Genomic DNA, 21024 nt, shown 5'->3' on the forward strand with positions numbered 1-21024 from the left:
AGCCTTACCGCGAAACCTGCTCCCCCGGCTGGCCGCCAACGCGTTCGAGCACCCGCAGCGAACCGGTGGCCGATACCTCCCGGAACTGGCCGGAATCGATTGCGCGGCAGTAGATGTGATACGGCGGCCGCCCACCGTCCTTGGGGTCGGGGTACACGTCGTGGATGACCAGCGCGCCACCGGGGGCAACCCACTTGGCCCATCCGTCGAAGTCCCGGTTGGCGGCGTCCTCGCTGTGCCCGCCGTCGATGAACAGGAACTGCAGCGGCGCCCGCCACGCCCGCGCCACCAGCGGCGACCTGCCGACAATGGTGACGACGTGTTCGTCCAACTGGGCGGTATCGAGGGTGCGGCGGAACGTGGGCAGGGTGTCGAACAAGCCCGTGACCTCATCCACCAGCGAGGCGTCGTGGTACTCCCAGCCGACCTGATGCTCCTCGGACCCGTGGTGGTGGTCGATCGTGTACAGCACGCTCGCGGTCTGTTGCGCCGCCGCACCCAGCAACAGGGTGGATTTGCCACAGTACGTGCCGATCTCGACGCCGGTACCGCCATCGAGATACCGCAGCGCCGCGTCGTACAGCGCGCGCCCTTCGTCGGCCGGCATGAAACCTTGCACCTGCTCGGCCAGTGCGAATAAGCGCTCGGGCGCATTCGCGTCGACGTGATCCATCAGCTGAACCTATCGTCTGGATCGACGCGGCCGTCACCGCGGTCGATGTTCGCGCTGAGCGATCACACGAGTTCGTTCGCCGGCTGCCCAGCGGGCACAGCGAGATCGCTTTACCATCATGGGCGTGCGCGCCTTGCTTATCCGTAAATTCGGTGCTGTCGGCCTCGCCGCGGTCACAACCGCGACGGCCCTGATGTTGGCTGCCGCGGTACTGCCGCCCGGGACGCCGGCCGCGCCGCCATCGGCGGCCGCAGCGAGCTGTCCGCCCGTGCAGGTCGTGTTCGCCCGCGGCCGCAATGAATCACCCGGACCGGGCGTGCTGGGCAATGCGTTCATCAGTGCACTGCGGTCCAAGGTGTCGAGGACCGTCGATGCCTATGCCGTGCGATACCCCGCCGACACCGAGGTCGCTCAGGGCGCCAACGACATGAGCCACCACGTCCAGGACATGGTCAACAATTGCCCGGATACCCGGCTGGTGCTGGGCGGCTACTCGCTTGGCGCGGCGGTGACCGACGTCGTGCTCGCCGCGCCCATCGGCGCGTTCGGTTTCGACAGCCCGCTGCCGCCCGGCGTCGATCAGCACATCGCGGCGGTCGCATTGTTCGGCAACGGCAGCCAATGGGCGGGACCGATCACCAACTTCAACCCGACCTACAACGACCGCACCATCGAGTTGTGCCACGGCGCCGACCCGATCTGCAACCCGGCCGACCCGAACACCTGGAAGCAGAACTGGCCGCAGCACCTCGCCGGCGCCTACATCGACGCAGGGATGGCCAACCAGGCCGCCGACTTCGTCGCGGGCAAGCTCTGATCGCTGCGACGACGCAGGCCTTTCCGCTCGGATCTGCCGGTCCGCGCCCTGATCCGAGGCTGCACGGACTCTCGGCCATCCCGCTTGCTGCGCTGTATTGACGCAGCGGCGGAACCTAAGATTGAGCACGATCCAACGCAGACCGCCGTGCTGCCCGAGGTGTGTCGCCAGCTGAGAGGAGACGCAATGCCGCGTCTGAAGCCGATCCCGCGGAGCGAAGTCAGCGACGAATTCACGCTCAAGATGTACGACTTCATGTTCGGCGACCGCGATCCGGTGGCCGAGCCCGGTGCCGTCGGCGGTACCCCCGGCAACTGGTGGACGGTGATGGCTCAGTCCCCCGCCGCCCTGCGTCACGCCGTGCGCGGATTCCGCCTGTACCGCGAAGAGGTGTCCATCCGCGCCGATCATCGTGAGCTGGGCCAGATCCGGGCGGGCTGGGTGGTCGGCAGCCAGTTCGTCTTCTCGCAACATTGCAAGGCGTGCCGCTCGGCGGGATTGTCCGAGGAGAAGATCGCGGCCATACCGTCCTGGCAGACCGTCGACTGTTTCGACCGGACCGAGCGGCTGTTGCTGGCCTACACGGATTGCCTTGCGGGACACCACGGCCGGGTGCCCGAACGGTTGATGGATCAGTTGCGGGAGGTCTTTACCGACGCCGAGATCCTCGAATTCACTTACACCACAACCATGTACGTGATGCACGCGATCATGTCCCGGGCATTGCGGCTGGAATTCGACGACGTCGACGACCCGACCGTCGAGGTCGCCGATCCCGAAGGGGGCGGAGTGCTCGACATCGGCGCCGCGACGTCCGGGCGTGACTGACGTGAGTGAAATGGACGGCCGCTCGGAGCTCGCGTACCGGCTGATCAGGCGCGCCGTCGCTGAAGGTGAGTTCGAGCCCGGCTCGCGGTTGGTCGAACAGCGCATCGGCGAGATGTTCGACCTGTCCCGCACCCCGGTGCGAGAAGCGTTGCGGGCCTTGGCCGCCGACGGCCTGGTCACCGTACGGGGATGAGTTGTCAATCCCGCACCCAGGACGGGGGCATCGGGATGCGCCGTTCGCTGTGAAGCGCCGAAAGTCACGCCGTCAATATTCGAGCCCAAACTGAAATAGAACACATATGTTCAGCAGCAACATATGCTTTCTCGCTTCTCACATATATTTCTATAGCAAATTCACAAATTGGACGGAAACGGTTTATCGAACCACGGTAGGGCAATTAAAATCAATGAGAGCGTGCACGAAAAGTAAAGTTCAGGGCCCTTTTAGCGGCACCGGACGCGTTGAGTTCGCCACTGCCCGATGAATAGCGTCTCGGGACAGCCGGACACGTCGACGTATTCGATCCAGTCCAGGGTCACGAAGGGAAAATCGGATGTCATTCGTATTTGCTACTCCAGACAAGCTGTCGGCCGCGGCCGCACATCTCCAGTCGATCGGCACCGCGCTGAACACTGAGAACACGGCCGCGGCAGGCCCGACGGTCGCGGTCGTTCCGGCGGCGGCGGATGAGGTGTCAGTCCTGACGGCGGCGCGGTTCGCCGCCCATGCCCAGCGGTTCCAGGAACTGAGTGCACGCGCAGCCGCGATTGGGGACCTGTTGGCGCTGATGTTGTCCGCCAGCGCCGGCTCGTATGCGGCGACCGAGGCGGCCAACGCGGCGTCGGCGGGCTGAGCGCTCACGGGTACTGGGGGACTAGGAAAGTGGACTATGGATTGCTGCCGCCCGAAGTCAATTCGGCGCGCATCTATGCCGGCCCAGGGTCGGGCCCGCTGCTTGGTGCCGGGACGGCGTGGGCGTCGCTGGCCGCGGCGCTGCACCACGCCGCGGCGGGTCACCAGTCCGTGATTTCCGGGCTGACCAGCGGTGCATGGCTGGGCCCCGCATCGACGTCGCTGGTTGCGGCCGCGGCCCCGTATGTGGCGTGGCTGAACAGCAGCGCTGTGCATGCCGAGTCGGCGGCCGGCCAGGCGACATTCGCTGCCGCCGCCTACGAGGCCGTTTTCGCGATGACGGTCCCTCCCCCGACGATCGCCGCCAACCGTGCGCTGCTCGCGTCGTTGACGGCGACGAACATCCTGGGGCAGAACACGGCGCTGATTGCGGCCACCGAGGCGGACTACTTCGAGATGTGGGCTCAGGACGCGGCGGCGATGTACGCGTATGCGGGTTCCTCGGCGACAGCGGCGCAGTTGGCCGAATTCGAGGAACCGGCGGACGTGGCCAACCAGTTGGGGACGGCTCAACAGGCTGCCGCAGTCGCCGCCGCCGAGGAAAATTCGGCACAGGGCACCGCGCAAAACGCGTTGGCGAGCGTCAACTCCGGGACTCCTGACACTTTGCAGACACTGGCGGCGCCCACGACGCTCAAATCGGTCGACGACTATATTTCGGAATACACGATGATCGACGATATGGTCGCAATGTACAGCAAGTATCTCGGTCCATTCATGCCGACGGCGACGGCAACCGCGCAGGCCACCAACGCCATTGTTTCCGTGACGACATTCATGAAAGGCCTGGCGCCCGCCGCCGCCTCGGCTGCCAAAGCGGTCGAGGGGGGAGCTAATGCGCTGGGATCCGCCGCCGCGGGCGCCGGCGGAAATGCCGCGGCCGCGGTGGCCGGACTGGGACGCGCGCTTCCGTTGGGCGCGTTATCGGTGCCGCCGAGCTGGGTCCCGGTGACGGCGGTGACCAGCCCCGCGGTAGCGGCCCTGAACGGCGTCGGCGGCGCGGCGCCTGCCGCCGCCAGCGGCGTACACGCACTGCCGATGACACCGTTTGGGCCAGGGGGTGGCGGCCTGGGCGGGCGCAGTCTTCCGGCATACGGATTCAAGCCGGTGGTGATGGCGAGGCCGCCGGCCGCCGGCTAGGAGGATCAGTGAGTGGTGCGAATGCCCCGGAGTATCAAAAAAAGGATCAGGCCGGGGTGTTACTGCTCGAGTAAGCCTTGAAGTTGCGGATCAGCGGAATGACCGCGCTTCCCGAGGCCGCGGCGCGCTGACGGGCGCGAAACGAGGGGTGGCGACGCATCGCTTCACTACGTTCGCGTTCACGACGCTGGGCGGCGGCCCATACCGGATGGGACTGAAGGAAGATAACCGTGCCTTCTTGGGTATGCGCCACGATCGTCACTCCTCTCAGACCACCCGGAAAAGCTAGAACAGTGGTTATCGGATCGTGATTCCAGAATGCCCGCCGAATCCTGAGACCAAACCATCCGTCAAGATGAGAATTGGCCGTGAATTCCTAAAACGTCGTTCGGGTGCCACTGCCGCGCTGCCGCCGGTGGTGGCCCGGCCGCGTTTCGAACCATAGCCGCGGCCTCCGACAATTCCCGTTTTAACATCGTGCACGGTTGGCTGCTAGGGTCCCTTGCTTATGCCGCAGATCGATCGCCGCCGCATGATTTTGACGACCGGGATCGGCGTGCTGGCGGCCGCGCTGCCCGCCCCGAAAACCTGGGCCTACCCGGCCGGACGGGATGAACCCGCCGGGCGGATACCGGCGCCTGCCGCGCCGAGCGGCCAGTCCGGCACCTACGTCTTCGCCGACGAATTCGATGGTCCGGCCGGCTCGGCGCCCGACGGCTCGAAATGGGCGGTGGCGAAGGCGCGCGAGACGATCAAGGATCCGACCTTTTGGGAGCGGCCCGAGAACATCGGCCAGTACCGCGATGATCGCCGGAACGTGTTTCTCGACGGCAAGTCCAATCTGGTCCTGCGCGCTGCCAAGGACGGCCCCACTTACTACAGCGGCAAGGTTCAGAGCCTTTGGCGTGGCGGGGTCGGCCACATCTGGGAAGCCCGGATCAAGCTGAACTGCCTGACCGCCGGCGCCTGGCCCGCCTACTGGCTAGGCAATGACGACCAGGGCGAAATCGACGTCATGGAGTGGTACGGCAACGGGAACTGGCCCTCGGCCACCACCGTCCACGCCAAGGCCAACGGCGGCGAATGGAAGACCCACAACATCGCGGTGGACAACGGATGGCACACGTGGCGATGCCAGTGGGATGAGGCCGGCATCCGGTTCTGGAAAGACTATGCCGACGGCGCGCAACCCTACTTCGACGTTCCGGCCAGTTCCCTGCCGGATTGGCCGTTCAACGGCGCGGGCTACACCGCTTATCCGGTGTTCAACCTAGCGGTGGCCGGCTCCGGCGGGGGCGACCCCGGCTCGGGCACTTACCCCGCCGACATGCTCATCGACTGGATCCGCGTCTGGTAGAGGGATGCGGCTCAGTGGGTAAGCAGGGCGACCGCACTCGACGATTTGCCGCCCGGACGTCGTAGATCCGGTTTGGGCAGCCAGGCAAGAGGGCGCATCCATATCGGTAAACGATGCAGCCGGTGAGCGGCCACGAGCACCGACTCCGCTTCGACGGTCCGCCAGCCGAGGTCTTCGAAGAAGGCCAACCCGTTCTCGGGTGCGAACTTAAACGGTGCGTTTTCCGAGATCCCGGCGACGTTCTTGTTGATCCGCTTCTCCAGGCCGGGGAAGGCGAAATCGAGCATCCACCAGGCGACCTCGGGTCGCTTGATCGCACCCGAAAGAGCCGCGATATCGGAGGCCTCCAAGTACATCGACAGCCCCTCGGTCAGCACGAAGGCCTTCGTCGCGCCGTCGAGCGCGTCGTTGAAGAAAGCGTCTCGGGCGCGCGGGTCGGCGAGGTCGACCGCTGTGCGAGTCAGCCGGCAGCGCGGGCTCTGGTCGGCAAGTGCTCGCGTCTTCTCCGTGAGCAGCTTGGGTAGATCGGCCTCGACCCAGGTGAGATCGGGTGGGAGGTCTAAGCGGTAGGGCCGGGTGTCCAGGCCGGCGGCCAGGTTCAGCACCCGGTCGCAGCCGTTCGCGAGCGCGTCGGCGATGGCGTCGTCGATGAGCTTGGTCCGCGCGACCAGCCAAAAACCGCTGCGATCCGTCCAGCGAACGTTGTCGACGATCGCGCGACCGTGTGCACCGGCGAGGCGTTCCGCGAGTGGGTCGCGGAACAGCGCATCGGGGCGGGCGGATTCCGTCGCCCGGTGCAAAGCCGTCCACCGGGCGGTGTCGGAAACATGGGTGATGGTGTGTGCGTCGCCTGCCATACGTTGCGTTATAGCAGCCCCGGCGCCGCCCTACTGACTAGCCCTGCCCCCGGCAAGCCAGGCTTCGGTCACGGCGCGGGTCGCAGGCGGCGGAAGGACGGCGTCCGGTGCGCCGAGGCGACCGACCTTGACGGTCCACGCCGCCGAGGAGCGGTCGATGCAGGATCCAGCGCCCTGGCTGGGCAGCCACAGCACGGCGAGGTCGCTGCCGGGGCCGCCGCATCCGTAGACGCCGACATAGCCATCGGGCCGCCCACCCCACGCGCCGCCGTTGCGCAGCAGGCATCGGGTGCCGTCGTCGAGGGTGAGCGCGAACGGGTCCGGATTGACGGTCGCGTGCACGGGCGGAAGCTGACCGTCGAACCTCACTCGGTGGAGCTGCCTGTCCCACGGATTGTCCACGCACAGCAGCGATCCCGGCGTGGACGGCCAGCAGGTGCCGGCCCCGGCCGCACTCGGCGAACAGTAGTAGACGTTGTCGGCCGCCGCCGACGGTGACGGCTCCGAGCAGTCGCTGGCTTGCCCGACGTTGTCCGGTCCGGACAACACGTGATAGCCGTTGATCGCTTCGCCGCCGGGCCCGACGGCCATCACCGCGATCACCTGGGTGGGCGGCGGATCGGCGTCCGCGGGCCCGGGCTGGACGGAAGCGGCCACCGCGATCGCGGCGATCGATACCAGGACAACTCGCGCCATCATTTTCATCGAGCGCACCTCCTGTCGAGCGGCCTTCTTGTGCAGGGTAGAACGCCCGCGTGCGCTGAGGGTGCGGTGCGCGCTAATGCCAGGACGAAACCGTCGCTTCCTGCTTCGCGAACGACCCACCGGACGCAGCGGCCCGAAGACTTTCGAACTGAGCGAGGAGGCGATCCCCGAGCTCGGCGATGGCCAGGCGCTCGTGCGCGTCGACTGGATTTCGCTCGACCCCACGAACCGGATGTGGATCAACGACCCCCCGAAGTGATCCAGCACGATGAAGCCCTGCTCGCAAGCTGGTGGTCAAGGTCGGCTGAGGCTCAACCGAATTCGAGGAGGGCGTAGATCCCGCGGTAGGGCTTCATCGGCGGGAACTGCCACAACGCGGGGTACAGGGTTTCGAAGAACACGCCCCGCCCCTTGGGCATCGGCACGTCGTGCACGGCGCGGATGCCGGGCGTGGTCTGCGCCCATTTCGCCAGTTGACGCCCCGAGAGGCTGAACGGCATCGGCGGCACCCGGTAGCGCTTGGACGAACGCAGCCCGTTCCGCGCGATGCGCTTGACGATCGTCGGCGGTAGGTCGAAGAACATCTGGCCGCCGGGGAAGCTCTTGGCGCACTGGGCGATCAGCCCCAGCGCCTCGCTGGGCTGCAGGTACATCAACAGGCCCTCGGCGGTGATGAACACGCCGTGGTCGGCGTCGACCTTGTCGATCCAGCCGTAGTCGAGCGCGGATTGCGCGAGGTGGGTGATGCGCGCCGAATGCGGCAGCAGGCGCTGTCGAAGTTCGACGACCGGCGGCAAGTCCACCGAGACCCACGTGAATTGCGGGTCGGGCAGTGCACGGTTCAGGCGCCAGAAGGACGTTTGGAAGCCTTCGGCAAGCGCGACGACGGTCGCCCGGGGGTGCGTGGTCAGGTAGTCGATCGCGCACTGGTCGACGGCCAGCGAGCGCAGCGCCATCTCCTGGCCCTTGCGGCCGAATTTTTCGAAGTCGAAGTCGATGGCCTCGACGAGACTGACGGCCGTCGGGTCGTCGATGATCGGGTCCGGGTGCCCGGCCTGGTATGCCCGTCCGTAAAGGGTGAGAAGCGCCGTTTCCGAGACGCCGGTCAGCAGCCCGGCATCCACGTGCGGGTTGTCGCGAGGATTCATCACGTCAAACCGTAACCGTGCCGTGCCGGCTAGTCGGGCACGCAGGCCGGATCGACGGCGACGGTGATCTCGTTGCGACGTCGCATCGGCACCGTCCACGGTGGGTCGTAGAACCAGGCCTCGGGATCGCTGGTCGGTTGAATCCCCTTGTCCCGCAATATCGTCAACAGCTCGCCGGTGCGGGCGCTGACCGCCTTGGGGCTGCGGTCACCGCTGAATCGCAGCACCGCCACGATCGCGGGCGGCACTGTGACGAGACGGACCCGGTCATCGTTGGGCGCGGGAAGGGTCTCCATCGTCCACTTGGCGGGCATGAAAAACCGGATCGCCCAGCCACGCTCGGCGCCGGCGGATTGAGCGACGGGTGCGTTCATCGCGATCCGCTCGCCGCCTCGGCTCGACTGCTGGCTGACCGGTGCCGTCATCGAGATCGATTGATCGCGCCGGTTACCGCCGAAGATGTATCCCGCCAATCGCCGGAACCCTTCGTTGCGGGCGCGGTCCTCGTCGGCCTCGACAACCGTCTCGGCGGCAATCCGCGGACCGTAGCGGCGGATCTCGACGGTGTCGGTAAGTCGGCGGTGCGTGTACTCCGGCTCCTCGGTGCCCACCCGGATGCCGCCCACCGCCAGGACCGATTCGGCGACCTGCTCGGCGAGCTTGATCGGGTTCATCATGGGGACCCTCCCTCGGGTCAAGCGGCGGACGCGATCCCCCGGCGGTCGCGGGCGTCTCTCTGCATTGACCCACCCGCGCCCGGGTGCCACAAGTGAGCTCACTCCTTGATACCGGTGCCACCCGACCCTTGCCATCCGGGCCGAGGCAGGGGTAGCGCTGCCGTCGTCGCGCGCGACGGTCGGGATGGGTAGCTAGCCGATTCGCGGGCCTGTACTTGGCGCAACGACGACGCCAACGAGACGGCGCCCCACGAAAGGAAGACAGCAGATGAACATCGTGCCGACCAGCATCCAGGAACAGATCAACCGTGTCGATCGGCAACGAAGCCTCTACCTCGGAAAAGTCCCGGACCTGCTTGCGGTCCGGGACTTTTCGTTCTGAGACGATAGGTCTAGAGCTGAGCCCACACCGACTTCGTCTTCAGGTAGATCTCCAGGCCCTCTTTACCGAACTCGTGACCCCAGCCGGACTGCTTGTAGCCCCCGAACGGCACATCGTGGTCGAAGACCAACTGGCAGTTGACCTGAACGCTGCCGGCCTGCAGTCTCCTCATGATCCGGTGGGCCCGACCGAGGTTCTCCGTCCACGCGGTGGCCGCCAGGCCGTAGGTGGTGTCGTTGGCCAGCGCCACGGCCTCGTCCTCGTCGTCGAACGGCAGGATGGTGACCACCGGCCCGAAGATCTCCTGCTGGTACAGCCGCATGCTCGTGTCGACGTTGGTGAGCACCGTCGGGTGCACGAAGTAGCCCTTGCGGTCCAGGCGGTGGCCGCCGGTGACCACCTCGACGCCGTCCTTTTTGCCCTCGTCGATGAATCCCATGACCCGGGTCAGCTGCTTCTGGCTGATCAGCGGCCCACTGACGCAGCCCTCCTCGCTGGGGGCGCCCAGCTTGAACGAATTCGCCATCATCGCAATGCCTTCCACGACCCGGTCGTAGACGCCGCGCTGAGCGAAGATGCGCGACCCGCACACGCAGCCCTGGCCCGAGTGCACGAAGATACCCAGGGAGGCCATCATGATGGCGTTGTCCAGGTTGGCGTCGTCGAAGATCAGCACCGGCGATTTCCCGCCGAGTTCGAGCGTGACCTTCTTCAGGTTGTCGGCCGAGGCCCGCACGATCTCCTTGCCGACCTCGGTCGAGCCGGTGAAGGCGACCTTCTGGACGTCGGGGTGCGCGGTGATCGCGGCGCCCGCGGTGTGGCCGTAACCGGTCAGCAGGTTGACGACGCCCTCGGGCACGCCGGCCTGGTGGATGAGCCTGTCCAGCAGCAGCGCCGACAGCGGCGTCTCCTCGGCCGGCTTGACGAGCAGGCTGCCGCCCGCGGCCAGGGCCGGCGCAAGCTTCGCGCTGGCGTTGAAGATCGGGCCGTTCCACGGGAAGATCAGGCCCACCACGCCGTATGGCTCTTTGAGCGTGTAGGCGTGCATGTTGACGTATTTGTCGGTCGCGATGCCGTCGGTCTTCACGTCGTAGGCGACGCCGTTGATCTTCGAACACCAACCGGCGTAGTAGCGGAAGAACTCCGACACCGTCGACATCTGCAACTGCGCCTGCATCAGCGGCATGCCGGTGTTGAGCGAGTCGAGCTGGGCGAACTCCTCGGCGTGTTCGTCGATCATCTCCCCGATCCGCCACAAGATCTTGGCCCGCTCGCGACCCGGAAGCTCGGACCAGACACCCGACTCGAACGTCTCCTTCGCCCGCGCGGCGGCATCGTTGACCGCTTCTTGCCCGCAATCGGTGAATTCGGTGATCGTCTCCTCGGTCGCGGGATCGATGACCGCGATGACGTCACCCGTTCCGGGGCGCTTTCGAATGTCGTCCAGTACCGCCTGCACCGTCATCTGTTCCCTTTCGTAGGCAAACTCTCGCGCCCAGCGCCCCATGCGCTCGGTGCTGAGCACTTGCTTAGCACCGAGCGCATGCCAGGGTCAAGCGCTGGTCGCCAAACCCTGGTCAAACTGGCGACGGGAATAAGCGGTGCGCCCAAGCAGCTTTGCGTGGAGTGGCTCAGAAACCCGATCCCGAGACGCTAAAGACGCTGAACGGCAATGTCACCGACGAGTTTCGCGCCAACGCCGGCAAGGTCGGGGGGCGATTCGACGACAATGAGCTGTTGCTACTCACTACGACGGGCGCGAAGTCCGGCGAGCCGCGGATTTCGCCATTGGTGGCGTTTCGCATCGATGGCAGGCTGCTGATCGTCGCCGGCTACGGCGGCGCCGACGTCAACCCGGCGTGGGCGCATAACCTGCGGACCAACCCGAGGGCGCGCGTTGAGGTCGCCACTGGCTCGTTCGACGTCGTAGCGCGCGAGCTCGACCCGTCCGAACGTGAGGTGGTTATCCCCAAGATCAACGTGGCTGCACCGGCATTCGCGTACGCGAACTACCAGTCAAAAACCACCCGCACCATCCCGATATTCGAGCTGGAACAGGACGGGTCATTGTCATGATCTCGCCGGCAGGGCGCCGGCGGTCCGCAGCGTCAGGCTTCGAACTCAACGCGGTCGACGAATAGGGCTGCGCTGCAAGCGGTTAGACGCCCACCAGTTCGGGGTGGAACTTGGCCGCCATGCGGCGAATTCCCTCCTGCCAGTCCACCGTCGTGCCGCCGATGAGCTCGTGCATCCGGTCGATGGTGGTCGGGTTGCCGCGTAGCGCTTGTTCGCTCGCCTCGAAAATCGGCTCCTTGCCGACGAGTGAGCCGAGATAGCCACACCACTCCTGCAGGCTCACGGTCTGGTCACCGCACCAGTTGACCGTGGTCGCCGGCACCGACGCGACCTCCAGCAGCTTGGGGATGGTGGCGATGATGTCGTCCTCGTGGATCGGGTTGTAGCGGGCGGGTTCACCGGGCGGGACCGGGATCGGGATGCCGCCCAGCATCATCTCCATGTGATAGAACGGCCACCCGCCGTTGTCGCCGTAGGGGACGTTGAGCCGGGCGATCGTGGTGGGCAATCCGATTACCCGCGCTACCGAACGGGCGACCACCTCCCCGGCGATCTTGGAGATGGAATAGGTGGGAAACAGCGGCTTGTGGTTGTCTCCCAGCGCGGACCGCTCGCTGCGCGGGTCGTCGTCCGGTGGGTCGTAGACGGCGGCCGACGAGCAATGCAGGAAGGCCTTCGCCTCGCGGCAGTGGGCCATCAGCAGGCCGACCGACTCCGCGTTGGCCGCCAGGTCTTTGTCCCAACTGCCGCTCTTGGCCACCGCCAAGTTGAGGACGTAGTCGAAATCTGTTGGCAGAGCAGTGAAGTCGCCGCCGGCCAAATTCACCTTCTCGCAGCGAATCCCGGCCTTCTCCAGGCCTTCTCGCGCGGCGGGGTCGGTGAAGCGGGCGATTCCCCAGACCTCGTTGTCGGCCGCGAGTGCCCGGGCGATGGGGGTGGCGATTTGGCCGGTCGGACCGGTGATCAGGATTTTCGAACCGCGCATGCGCGCAATGCTAGCGAGGACCTGGTTGGCCGTCAGTGGATCCGTCAACGTTCGCAGACCCGCGATGGCCGACGACACCCGCGTCGGCGACTCACAGCCCGGGCTGGTCTTCGATGATGCCGAGCCATATCTGCGCGACGTCGATGGCCACCTTCTCGCTGATGAAGGCGTGCTGGGTTCCGGTGTAGATGTCCCGGAACGCGCGCTCCAGCCGGCTGCCTTCCCGGATCGAGCTGGTCCCGGCGACCAGGTGGGCCCACTCGGCGCAGCTTCGAGCGATGTCGGTGGCGTAGACGGCGGCCACCCGCATGTCGGCGCGCAGGGCCGGCGTCAGCTCCTCCCCTAACGCGACCGCGGCCTCGGCGGTGGTGAACGCGTCGAGAACCAGCAGACGCGCCGCACGCCAGGCCGCGCGGTGATGCGCCAGCCCCTTCTGGAAGGTCGGGCGGCTGGCCAGCGATGCCATGTCACTCATCCGGAATTTCGTCGCGGCCAGCTCGTGCACGTCGTCGAGCATGCTCTTGGCGACACCCAGCGCCCACGACGCGTGCCCGGCGGCGGTGACGGGCATCAGCCCCATCCGGGTGGCCGGCGACGTCCCGCGGTGCGGCCGGCGCGTGAAGAGTTCGAACGTGCGGTTCGCGGGGACGAACACATCGGCGGCGCTGTAGTCGTAGGAACCGGTCCCCTTGAGCCCCTGGACATACCAGCCGTCGTTGAAGCTGATCTCCGACCGGGGAATGATGGCCACCCGCATCTCGGGAAAACCTTCACTGATCCAACGCATCTCGCCGTTGTCCATCGGCAGGAATCCGGCCGCGATGTATTGCGAGTGACCGGTGCCCGAGCCGAAGTTCCACGCTCCGTTGACGAGGTAACCGCCATCGACGGCGGCTCCCTGCCCGTTGGGAAAGAACTGCCCGCCCATGGTGACGCGGTTGTCGTGGGCGGTGAACACCTCGGCGAAACCCTCGTCCGGCAAGTACGCCGCAGCGGCGAAGGACGACGGCAGATTGGCAATTCCCACCCAGCCGAATGAACCGTCCTGCCAGGCCATTTCGATCCAGGTCTCGATCATCTCGGTGAACGACGGTTCGACACCGCCGGCTGCGACCGGGTTGAGCGCGGACATCAGCCCGCTGGCCCACATCTCATCGACGATCGCCGGAGTCAAGGTGCGCATTCGTTCGGATTCAGCGGCCTGGGCGGCCACGAGCTCGCGCATACCGCGCGCCAGCGAAACAACCCGGTCATCCGTGTCGGCGATCGACGTCATATGGCCCTTCCCGTCATTGGGATGCGGCGGTATCCGTGGAGGAAACTGACATCGGTGACCGTATCAACCAGCCGAGGCTCGACGAACGAAAATCGCGTGTCACGCCGCGGCGCTTTACCGTGTATGCGTGCGCTGGATCGTTGACGGCATGAACGTGATCGGGAGCCGCCCCGATGGCTGGTGGAAGGATCGCAATGGTGCCATGGTCGCGCTGGTGCAGTGCCTGGACCGATGGGCAGCCACCCAAGGAGACGGTGTGACCGTGGTGTTCGAACGTCCGCCCTCGGCCGCCATCACGTCGTCGGTGGTCGAAATTGCCCATGCGCCCCACGCGGCCGCGAATTCGGCCGACGACGAGATCGTCCGGCTGGTTCAGGCCGACGCTCACCCGCACGACATTCGCGTCGTGACATCGGACAAAACACTGAGCGAACGCGTGCGAAGCCTGGGCGCATCGGTGCACCGGTCGGAGAGCTTTCGCGACCTCGTCGACCCGCGGGCGCGATGACCACCGGCAGCGGAAGCCCCCCGCCCAACCGGGTCTGCAGCCTCGCGCGCATCGACATCCCGATCATTCAGGCGCCGATGACCTATATCGCCGGCGCCCAGCTGGCCGCGGCGGTGTCGAACGCCGGTGCCCTGGGAATCATCGAGACCACCTCGGATCAGGGTCGAGCTGATCTGCGGCGCGTACGCGACCTGACCGACGGTGCCGTGGGCGCCAACATCGCGCTGCTGTTCAACCGCGATCCCGCGATGCTGGATTTGCTTGTCGCCAATGACATTCGGTTCGTGACAACCTCGGCCGGGGACCCCTCGCTGTTCACCGATCGGCTGCACGACGCGGGTATCACCGTGTTTCATGTGGTGGGCACCCTGGCCGCGGCGCGCAAGGCCGTCGACGCCGGTGTGGACGGGCTCGTGGTCGAAGGCGTCGAAGGCGGCGGATTCAAGAACCGGTTCGGGGCCTCCACGATGGTGCTGCTGCCCTTGGTGGCGGCGCATGTCGACGTGCCGATCGTGGCCGCCGGAGGCATCTGCGATGCCCGATCCATGGCGGCGGCCTTCGTTCTCGGCGCCGAGGCGGTGCAGATGGGCACGCGCCTACTCGCCTCGGCGGACTCCCCGGTACACGGCAACCTCAAGCAAGCGGTCATCGAGGCCGACGAGACGGGCACGGTCCTGCTCCCCCTCGACGGCAAACGCATGATGCGCGTCATCCGCACGCCCGCCGCCGAGCGACTCGATACGGAGACGTCGGCCGGCGAGGGCGCCGCGGCACTGCAACGCGTACAGCGGCTCTACTTCGACGGCGACCTGGACGCCAGCGTCGCCAACACCGGACAGGTGGCCGGCCGCATCAACGACCTGCCCCCGGCCGCCGACATCATCGAGCAGATGTGGAAAGGCTGCCGCGAGGTACTGGCCGCCACGGCCGGCCGCCTCGGGGAGCTAGGCACCGGCAGCACGGTGCCTAGCGGGTAGCGGGATCAGCCCACCGCGGCCAGCGCCGCGTCGTAGTTGGGCTCCTGCGCGATCTCGGGCACCAATTCCGTGTACGCGACCTTGCCGTCGGCGCCGACCACCACCACGGCGCGGGCAAGCAGTCCGGCCATCGGGCCGTCGACGATGCTGACGCCGTAGCTCTGCCCGAAGCCGTCCCGGAACGCCGACCCCGTCTTGACGTTCTCGATGCCCTCGGCACCGCAGAACCGCGCCTGCGCGAACGGCAAGTCATTCGACACGCACAGCACCGACGCGCCACTTGCGGCCGCGCGCTCGTTGAAGGTTCGCACGCTCGTGGCGCACACCGGTGTGTCGATCGACGGAAAGATGTTCAGCACGACGGGCTTACCGCTGAACTGTTCGCTGCCGACCGCCCCCAGGTCCGTGCCGACCAGGTTAAAGGCCGGGGCCGGGGATCCGACGGAAGGAAGCTCGCCGACGGTGTTGATCGGGTTTCCATGCAAGGTTATCTGTGCCATGGCCACAGTCTGCCAAGCCCGATGCGAGCGGCCGGGGTCAGGTCCGGATCTCCTAATTGGTGGGGTGCATGGCGTAGACGACACGCCCCGGCGTGTCCAACACTGGGTTCATGCCTCGCAAGGTGGTGATCGTCGGGTATCCGGGCGTGCAGGCGCTCGATGTGGTCGGGCCGCACGACGTGTTCACCGCCGCATCGTTGTTGACGGGCGGCACCTATGACGTCACCGTGGCCTCGGTCGACGGCCAGCCGGTGGCGACGGCCACCGGACTGGCCTTCGTGGCGACACCGTTGCCGGATCCGGGCGACCCGATCGACACGGTCGTGCTGCCCGGCGGGGCCGGCATCGACGCGGCGCGCTCCGATGCCGAGCTCCTCGCCTGGGTCAAGGCCGTCGCCGGGCACGCCCGCCGCCTGGTGACGGTGTGCACCGGTGCGTTTCTCGCGGCCCAGGCGGGGCTGCTGGACGGGCAGCGCGTGACCACGCACTGGGCGTTCGCCGAACGCCTGGCGAGTGAGTTTCCCGCCATCGACGTCGACGCCGACCCGATCTTCGTCCGAACCTCGGACACCGTATGGACCGCCGCGGGAGTCACCGCGGGCATCGACCTCGCGCTCGCGCTGATCGAGGAGGACCACGGCACCGAGGTCGCCCAGACGGTTGCTCGCTGGCTCGTGCTGTATCTGCGCCGCCCCGGTGGGCAGTCGCAGTTCGCGGCGCCGGTGTGGATGCCACGTGCCAAACGCGACTCGATCCGCGAGGTGCAAGAGACCATCGAGACCGAACCGGGTCGTCCGCACACCGTCGACGATCTGGCCCGCCGGGCCGCCATGAGCCCGCGCCACTTCACCCGGGTGTTCACCGCCGAAATCGGTGAGGCGCCCGGCCAGTACGTCGAGCGCGTCCGCACCGAAGCCGCCCGCCGCCAGTTGGAGGAGACCGACGACACCGTCGTCGCGATCGCCAACCGATGCGGTTTCGGTACCGCGGAAACGATGCGACGCAATTTCCTTCGCCGCGTTGGTATTTCGCCCGATCAGTACCGCAAGGCATTCGCTTAGCCGGAAAGGATGACACCAATGACCCAGATCGCCATCGTGGCCTATCCAGGATTCACCGCGCTGGACATGATCGGCCCGTATGAGGTGCTGCGCAACCTGCCGGGCGCCGAGGTGCGGTTCGTCTGGCACGAAGCCGGGCCGATCACCGCCGACTCCGGGGTGCTGGTCATCGGCGCCACGCACTCGCTGGCCGAAACACCCTCTCCCGACGTGGTTCTCGTCCCGGGAGGCCCGTCAACCCCGGTCCATGCGCGCGACGGAATGCTGCTCGACTGGCTGCGCCGCGCGCACCGCACCGCACGCTGGACGGCGTCGGTGTGTTCGGGCTCGGTGATCCTGGCGGCCGCGGGGCTGCTCGACGGGCGGCGGGCGACGTCGCACTGGCTGACGCTTCCCGCGCTGAAGGCCTTCGGCGCTGTCCCCGTGGCCGACGAACGAATCGTGCATCAGGACGACATCGTCACCAGCGCGGGCGTTTCGGCCGGACTCGACCTCGCGCTGTGGCTGGCCGGACAGATCGGCGGCGAAAGCCGCGCCAAGGCAATCCAACTCGCGATCGAATACGACCCGCAGCCACCGTTCGATTCGGGCCACATGTCCAAGGCGTCGGCGACCACGAAGGCCGCGGCGACCGCGCTGCTGTCCAAGGACAGCGTGAAGCCCGCCACCGTGAAGGCCACGACCTTGCTGGCCTGGGAGCAGGCGATGGGCAAGGTCCGGAAGCGGCGGCGCAGGCGGGTGTTGGTCGCGCGCTAAGGCCAATGCCGAGCGCGAAATTCGCGACGCGACACGCCGGTGAAGCGTCGCAGATCGGACGGTCGGCGGAGAGGCTTACCCCTGGGGCGCCAGGATCTCGGTCGTGGCGAGCTGTCCGCCGGCCTGCATCCAGGCCGCAACGACCCGGGGCGCGTCGCGGTCGGGGTTGTAGATGTCCTCCTCGCTGGAGAACAAGCCGTCGCCCGCGTAGACCAGCCGGGTCCAGTTGGGGAACCAAAACGGTTCGCCGTCCGGATCGGTGGGGTGATCCAGCAGGTTCTTGATCATGACGACCACGGCGTCGTTGTCCTCGTCGTGGGCGACCCAGTCGTTGGGAAAACGCATGTGCGGAAACGGCGCCATCACCGCGACGATCCAGTCCCGGACAGCCTCGCGGCCGTGAAAGACCCCGTAATGATGTTCCGTGTAGACGACGTCCTCGGTGAACAGATCCGCGAAGGGGCGCCAGTCGCCCGACGCGCTGCACCCTTCGACGACTTTGGTGTAGTTTTCGACGGCTTTGTCGATTTCTGCCCTGGTGAAATTGCCCATAGCGGACACATTAGAACGTGTTTCGGTTTCGGGTTGCTCGTTGCGAATAGGGTTATCGAATGAGCGTGTTGGACATGTTCGACTTGCGCGGCAAGCGGGCGTTGGTGACCGGGGCGTCCAGCGGTATCGGCAAGAAGGTGGCACATGCCTATCTGCAAGCCGGCGCTCGGGTGGCCATCGCGGCGCGGACTTTCGAAGCCTTGCAACACATCGCCGACGAGTTCGCCGCAGACGGTGACGGCGAGGTCGTGCCGATCCGTTGCGACGTGACGCAACCCGATCAGGTGGACAGCATGGTGGACCGGGTGGTCGCGGAGTTGGGCGGTATCGATGTCGCGGTCTGCAACGCCGGGATCATCGCGGTCACCCCGATGCTGGAGATGTCGCCGGAAGAGTTCCAGCGCATCCAGAACACCAATGTGACCGGCGTCTTTCTCACCGCACAGGCGGCCGCCCGGGCGATGGTCCGGCAGGGGCAAGGCGGCGCCATCATCACCACGGCCTCGATGTCGGGCCACATCATCAACGTCCCGCAGCAGGTTGGCCACTATTGCGCCTCCAAGGCGGCTGTCATCCACCTGACCAAGGCGATGGCCGTCGAATTCGCACCCCACCAGATTCGGGTCAACAGCGTCAGTCCCGGCTACATCCTCACTGAACTGGTTGAGCCCCTCGAGGAGTATCACCGCCTGTGGGAGCCGAGGATTCCACTCGGTCGCATCGGCCGACCGGAGGAACTCACCGGCCTCTACCTGTATCTGGCCAGCGAGGCGTCCAGCTACATGACCGGTTCGGACCTCGTCATCGACGGCGGATACAGCTGCCCGTAACGCGCAATCACCGCTCGATCTCGCCGGAGATCCCGCGCTCGATGTTCGCCTGCGTGCTCGAGGGCAGCACCAAAAGACCGTCGAGCTCGTTGCGGGCCACCTCGTAGGCGCGCTGGCGTTCGTGTGCCGCCGCCGCGGGATCGGCCGCCACCCGCAACAGGCTCTGCGCGCGCGCAATCCGTTGCTGGTCGGCCCGGGAGAAATCGTTGCGGCGTCGGCGGATCGCTTCGGCTTCCGCGGCGTTGAACGCGGTGGCGTACTCCTCGACGGCGGCCATGTATTGCGCGGCGGCCTCCGGGTCGTTGAGCAGATCTTCGGCCTTGACGGGCCGCAGGAAGTCGGCGCGGAGCTTGGCTTTGTGGAACGCGATCGTCAGCGCATCACGCATGTCGGTCATGAGCGGAAAGTCCAGCAGCTTGGCGACGTCGAGTTCGTATTCGAGCCATCGCTCATCGGTGCGGTTGTGCTCGTCGAGAACGCGCCGGATCGCACGCCACCGGGCCGCGTGGTTGTTGGTGGCGCCCCCCGAGGGGGGCGCGTGGGGCATGGGTGACCGGTCGGACTCCCGCGGCTGCTGGTCGGCGCGCCGCCGATAGGCGCCGAAACCGCGTACCGCGGCCACGATCGCGCCCGTCAGCGGCAGGATGACGATCAGCAGCTCCGCCAACCGGAATATCAAGCCCACATGGCCAGGATGCCACCTTCATGGCACCCAAGAGCCGGTCAACTCTGCGGGCGCACCCCGAGCACATCGCGAAACAGCGCCTGCCGCAACGCGAGTTCGCGGGGGTCACTCCACAGGTGAAACCCGAGCCGGTTCATGACATAGGTGAAGCCGATGCCCGTATCGGGGTCCGCGCATCCGAAGGACCCGCCGAAGCCGGGTGTGCCGAAGGCCTGGTCCGACGATCCGAAGGTGAAGTGCGGCACCGGCTTACAAAAGCCGAGCGAATACGCCACGTCGATGTGCATCACCTTGTCGCGAACGCCCTGACTCGGCGAGGTCGCCGGTGCCGCCAGGGCCTCGAGCGTGTCGGCGCCCAGGCCCAGCTCGGCACCTCCAGCGGCGGCGCTGCCGTAGATACGCGCCACCGACCTGGCGGTTCCGATGCCGTTGGCCGACGGGATCTCGACCGCCCGGACGTCGTCGCGGTTGTAGTCACCGTTGAACGCGTTGACCCCACGTGGGACCGCGACGGTGCGCGCCGTCAGGCCGACGGGGTTGAACGAGGCGCCGACGAACCCCGGCGGCATCACGCCCAGATGCAGCAGCGTTTCCGCGCGCACCCAGTTGTGCACGTGGGCGACTCGCGTGCGGTCGACCGAATCCGGCAGGCCGATGTGGAGGTCGAGTCCTGACGGCGCGACGATCTCGTCGGCCAGAAATTGGCCCAGGGTGCGTGCGGCGGGGTCGGTGCGGCGGATCAACTCCGATTCATACCAACCGAGTGTGATCGCGTGATACCCGTGTCGGGTGCCCGGTCGCCACGCCGGTGCCTGGGCGGCCAGGATGGGCGACAGCCGCTCCGGGTCGGCCACGTCGGCCAGCGTCGGAGTCGGTTTGAGCGCACACAGACCGGCCTGATGTCCCAGCAATTGGCGGACCGTGACATCCGCCTTTTCCGATTGGGCGAACTCCGGCCAGTACTCGGCGACCTTGGCGTCATAGGAGATGAGTCCGCGGGACACCGCCACCGCCATGACCAGGGCGGCGACGCCTTTGGTCGTGGAGAACATGTTCACCATGGTGTCGGCCTGCCATGGATCCTTGGTCAATCCGTTCCGGTAGCCACCCCACAGGTCGACCACCTTGACGCCGTCGCGGTAGACGGCGACGGCCGCGCCGACTTCCGCGCCGTCGCTAAGCGTCGCGCGGAAAGCGTCGGCCACCTTGCCGTAACCGGCGTCCACGTCGCCGCCGATCAAATCCGGCGACACCCTCATCTTGAGAACCATCTCGCGCCTCCGAGTGGAGACTAGCCAGCCGCCCCCGTACGCAGGGTCTT

At 66.7% G+C, this 21024-nt stretch carries 26 protein-coding genes; 13 read left to right on the forward strand and 13 right to left on the reverse strand.

Features of this window, described 5'->3' with window-relative positions:
- Positions 1-4: 4 nt before the first annotated feature.
- The gene (locus A5775_RS19080) at positions 5-673 is read right to left on the reverse strand and encodes a class I SAM-dependent methyltransferase (RefSeq protein ID WP_067255791.1); all 669 of its coding nucleotides are present in this window, start codon (positions 671-673) and stop codon (positions 5-7) included.
- A 124-nt stretch (positions 674-797) separates the two neighbouring features.
- On the opposite strand from A5775_RS19080, the gene A5775_RS19085 reads away from it, so the two are divergent.
- The 5 genes from A5775_RS19085 to A5775_RS19105 all read left to right on the forward strand — a co-directional run bounded on the left by A5775_RS19085 (position 798) and on the right by A5775_RS19105 (position 4371).
- The gene (locus A5775_RS19085) at positions 798-1490 is read left to right on the forward strand and encodes a cutinase family protein (protein ID WP_067255915.1); all 693 of its coding nucleotides are present in this window, start codon (positions 798-800) and stop codon (positions 1488-1490) included.
- Positions 1491-1676: 186 nt separating this feature from the next.
- Positions 1677-2318, forward strand: coding sequence for a carboxymuconolactone decarboxylase family protein (locus tag A5775_RS19090; protein ID WP_067255793.1), 642 nt, complete (start codon positions 1677-1679; stop codon positions 2316-2318).
- Positions 2311-2511, forward strand: a complete 201-nt coding sequence (locus A5775_RS19095; protein ID WP_231995216.1) for a GntR family transcriptional regulator — start codon at positions 2311-2313, stop codon at positions 2509-2511. The genes A5775_RS19090 and A5775_RS19095 overlap by 8 nt, the downstream gene beginning before the upstream one ends.
- Before the next feature lie 361 nt (positions 2512-2872).
- Positions 2873-3172 carry a PE family protein gene (locus A5775_RS19100; protein ID WP_067255798.1) on the forward strand — a complete coding sequence of 100 codons (300 nt, stop codon included), beginning with the start codon at positions 2873-2875 and terminating at the stop codon, positions 3170-3172.
- Between the two features lie 29 nt (positions 3173-3201).
- Positions 3202-4371, forward strand: a complete 1170-nt coding sequence (locus tag A5775_RS19105) for a PPE family protein (RefSeq protein ID WP_067255800.1) — start codon at positions 3202-3204, stop codon at positions 4369-4371.
- A gap of 46 nt (positions 4372-4417) precedes the next feature.
- On the opposite strand, the gene A5775_RS25535 is transcribed toward A5775_RS19105, so the two are convergent.
- Positions 4418-4633 (reverse strand): hypothetical protein, encoded by a 216-nt coding sequence (locus A5775_RS25535; RefSeq protein ID WP_156660773.1) that lies wholly within the window; start codon positions 4631-4633, stop codon positions 4418-4420.
- Positions 4634-4879: 246 nt separating this feature from the next.
- Between A5775_RS25535 and A5775_RS19110 the strand changes: the two genes are divergently transcribed.
- Positions 4880-5728 (forward strand): family 16 glycosylhydrolase, encoded by an 849-nt coding sequence (locus A5775_RS19110; RefSeq protein ID WP_067255803.1) that lies wholly within the window; start codon positions 4880-4882, stop codon positions 5726-5728.
- An 11-nt stretch (positions 5729-5739) separates the two neighbouring features.
- Here A5775_RS19110 and A5775_RS19115 read toward each other — a convergent pair whose 3' ends face one another.
- Together A5775_RS19115 and A5775_RS19120 are read right to left on the reverse strand one after the other, a co-directional pair.
- Positions 5740-6585: an SAM-dependent methyltransferase gene (locus tag A5775_RS19115; protein ID WP_067255805.1), complete on the reverse strand. Its 846-nt coding sequence runs from the start codon at positions 6583-6585 to the stop codon at positions 5740-5742.
- Between the two features lie 30 nt (positions 6586-6615).
- On the reverse strand, positions 6616-7281 hold the full coding sequence (locus A5775_RS19120) for a hypothetical protein (protein ID WP_067255916.1): 666 nt from the start codon (positions 7279-7281) through the stop codon (positions 6616-6618).
- Positions 7282-7366: 85 nt separating this feature from the next.
- Here A5775_RS19120 and A5775_RS19125 point away from each other — a divergent pair, with 85 nt between their 5' ends.
- Positions 7367-7549, forward strand: coding sequence for a hypothetical protein (locus A5775_RS19125; protein ID WP_067255808.1), 183 nt, complete (start codon positions 7367-7369; stop codon positions 7547-7549).
- 52 nt (positions 7550-7601) lie between these two features.
- On the opposite strand, the gene A5775_RS19130 is transcribed toward A5775_RS19125, so the two are convergent.
- From A5775_RS19130 to A5775_RS19140, 3 genes are all read right to left on the reverse strand, one after another.
- The gene (locus A5775_RS19130) at positions 7602-8438 is read right to left on the reverse strand and encodes a class I SAM-dependent methyltransferase (protein WP_067255810.1); all 837 of its coding nucleotides are present in this window, start codon (positions 8436-8438) and stop codon (positions 7602-7604) included.
- Between the two features lie 29 nt (positions 8439-8467).
- Positions 8468-9115, reverse strand: a complete 648-nt coding sequence (locus A5775_RS19135) for a heme-binding protein (protein WP_067255812.1) — start codon at positions 9113-9115, stop codon at positions 8468-8470.
- A 392-nt stretch (positions 9116-9507) separates the two neighbouring features.
- Positions 9508-10962: an aldehyde dehydrogenase gene (locus tag A5775_RS19140; RefSeq protein WP_067255918.1), complete on the reverse strand. Its 1455-nt coding sequence runs from the start codon at positions 10960-10962 to the stop codon at positions 9508-9510.
- 161 nt (positions 10963-11123) lie between these two features.
- Here A5775_RS19140 and A5775_RS19145 point away from each other — a divergent pair, with 161 nt between their 5' ends.
- Positions 11124-11573 (forward strand): nitroreductase family deazaflavin-dependent oxidoreductase, encoded by a 450-nt coding sequence (locus A5775_RS19145; RefSeq protein ID WP_067255814.1) that lies wholly within the window; start codon positions 11124-11126, stop codon positions 11571-11573.
- An 82-nt stretch (positions 11574-11655) separates the two neighbouring features.
- On the opposite strand, the gene A5775_RS19150 is transcribed toward A5775_RS19145, so the two are convergent.
- On the reverse strand, positions 11656-12558 hold the full coding sequence (locus A5775_RS19150; protein WP_067255920.1) for an NAD(P)-dependent oxidoreductase: 903 nt from the start codon (positions 12556-12558) through the stop codon (positions 11656-11658).
- A gap of 91 nt (positions 12559-12649) precedes the next feature.
- Positions 12650-13834, reverse strand: coding sequence for an acyl-CoA dehydrogenase family protein (locus A5775_RS19155; protein ID WP_067255816.1), 1185 nt, complete (start codon positions 13832-13834; stop codon positions 12650-12652).
- A 127-nt stretch (positions 13835-13961) separates the two neighbouring features.
- Between A5775_RS19155 and A5775_RS19160 the strand changes: the two genes are divergently transcribed.
- Together A5775_RS19160 and A5775_RS19165 are read left to right on the forward strand one after the other, a co-directional pair.
- Positions 13962-14342, forward strand: a complete 381-nt coding sequence (locus tag A5775_RS19160; protein ID WP_082953078.1) for an NYN domain-containing protein — start codon at positions 13962-13964, stop codon at positions 14340-14342.
- Positions 14339-15319, forward strand: a complete 981-nt coding sequence (locus A5775_RS19165) for a nitronate monooxygenase family protein (protein WP_067255820.1) — start codon at positions 14339-14341, stop codon at positions 15317-15319. The genes A5775_RS19160 and A5775_RS19165 overlap by 4 nt, the downstream gene beginning before the upstream one ends.
- Before the next feature lie 5 nt (positions 15320-15324).
- Here A5775_RS19165 and tpx read toward each other — a convergent pair whose 3' ends face one another.
- Positions 15325-15819, reverse strand: coding sequence for a thiol peroxidase (gene tpx / locus A5775_RS19170; RefSeq protein ID WP_067255822.1), 495 nt, complete (start codon positions 15817-15819; stop codon positions 15325-15327).
- 110 nt (positions 15820-15929) lie between these two features.
- Here tpx and A5775_RS19175 point away from each other — a divergent pair, with 110 nt between their 5' ends.
- Complete coding sequence (locus A5775_RS19175) at positions 15930-16880, forward strand: GlxA family transcriptional regulator (RefSeq protein WP_067255922.1); 951 nt, start codon at positions 15930-15932, stop codon at positions 16878-16880.
- Positions 16881-16898: 18 nt separating this feature from the next.
- Positions 16899-17636, forward strand: a complete 738-nt coding sequence (locus tag A5775_RS19180) for a DJ-1/PfpI family protein (protein ID WP_067255823.1) — start codon at positions 16899-16901, stop codon at positions 17634-17636.
- A 75-nt stretch (positions 17637-17711) separates the two neighbouring features.
- On the opposite strand, the gene A5775_RS19185 is transcribed toward A5775_RS19180, so the two are convergent.
- On the reverse strand, positions 17712-18188 hold the full coding sequence (locus tag A5775_RS19185) for a nuclear transport factor 2 family protein (protein WP_067255825.1): 477 nt from the start codon (positions 18186-18188) through the stop codon (positions 17712-17714).
- A 59-nt stretch (positions 18189-18247) separates the two neighbouring features.
- Here A5775_RS19185 and A5775_RS19190 point away from each other — a divergent pair, with 59 nt between their 5' ends.
- Positions 18248-19018, forward strand: a complete 771-nt coding sequence (locus A5775_RS19190; RefSeq protein WP_067255827.1) for an SDR family oxidoreductase — start codon at positions 18248-18250, stop codon at positions 19016-19018.
- Between the two features lie 7 nt (positions 19019-19025).
- Here the strand turns inward: A5775_RS19190 and A5775_RS19195 are convergent, their stop codons facing one another.
- Complete coding sequence (locus A5775_RS19195; protein WP_067255829.1) at positions 19026-19703, reverse strand: hypothetical protein; 678 nt, start codon at positions 19701-19703, stop codon at positions 19026-19028.
- A 38-nt stretch (positions 19704-19741) separates the two neighbouring features.
- The gene (locus tag A5775_RS19200) at positions 19742-20974 is read right to left on the reverse strand and encodes a serine hydrolase domain-containing protein (protein ID WP_067255830.1); all 1233 of its coding nucleotides are present in this window, start codon (positions 20972-20974) and stop codon (positions 19742-19744) included.
- Positions 20975-21024: the final 50 nt, after the last annotated feature.

It is taken from the genome of Mycobacterium sp. 852002-10029_SCH5224772, assembly GCF_001667315.1.
GTDB lineage: Bacteria > Actinomycetota > Actinomycetes > Mycobacteriales > Mycobacteriaceae > Mycobacterium.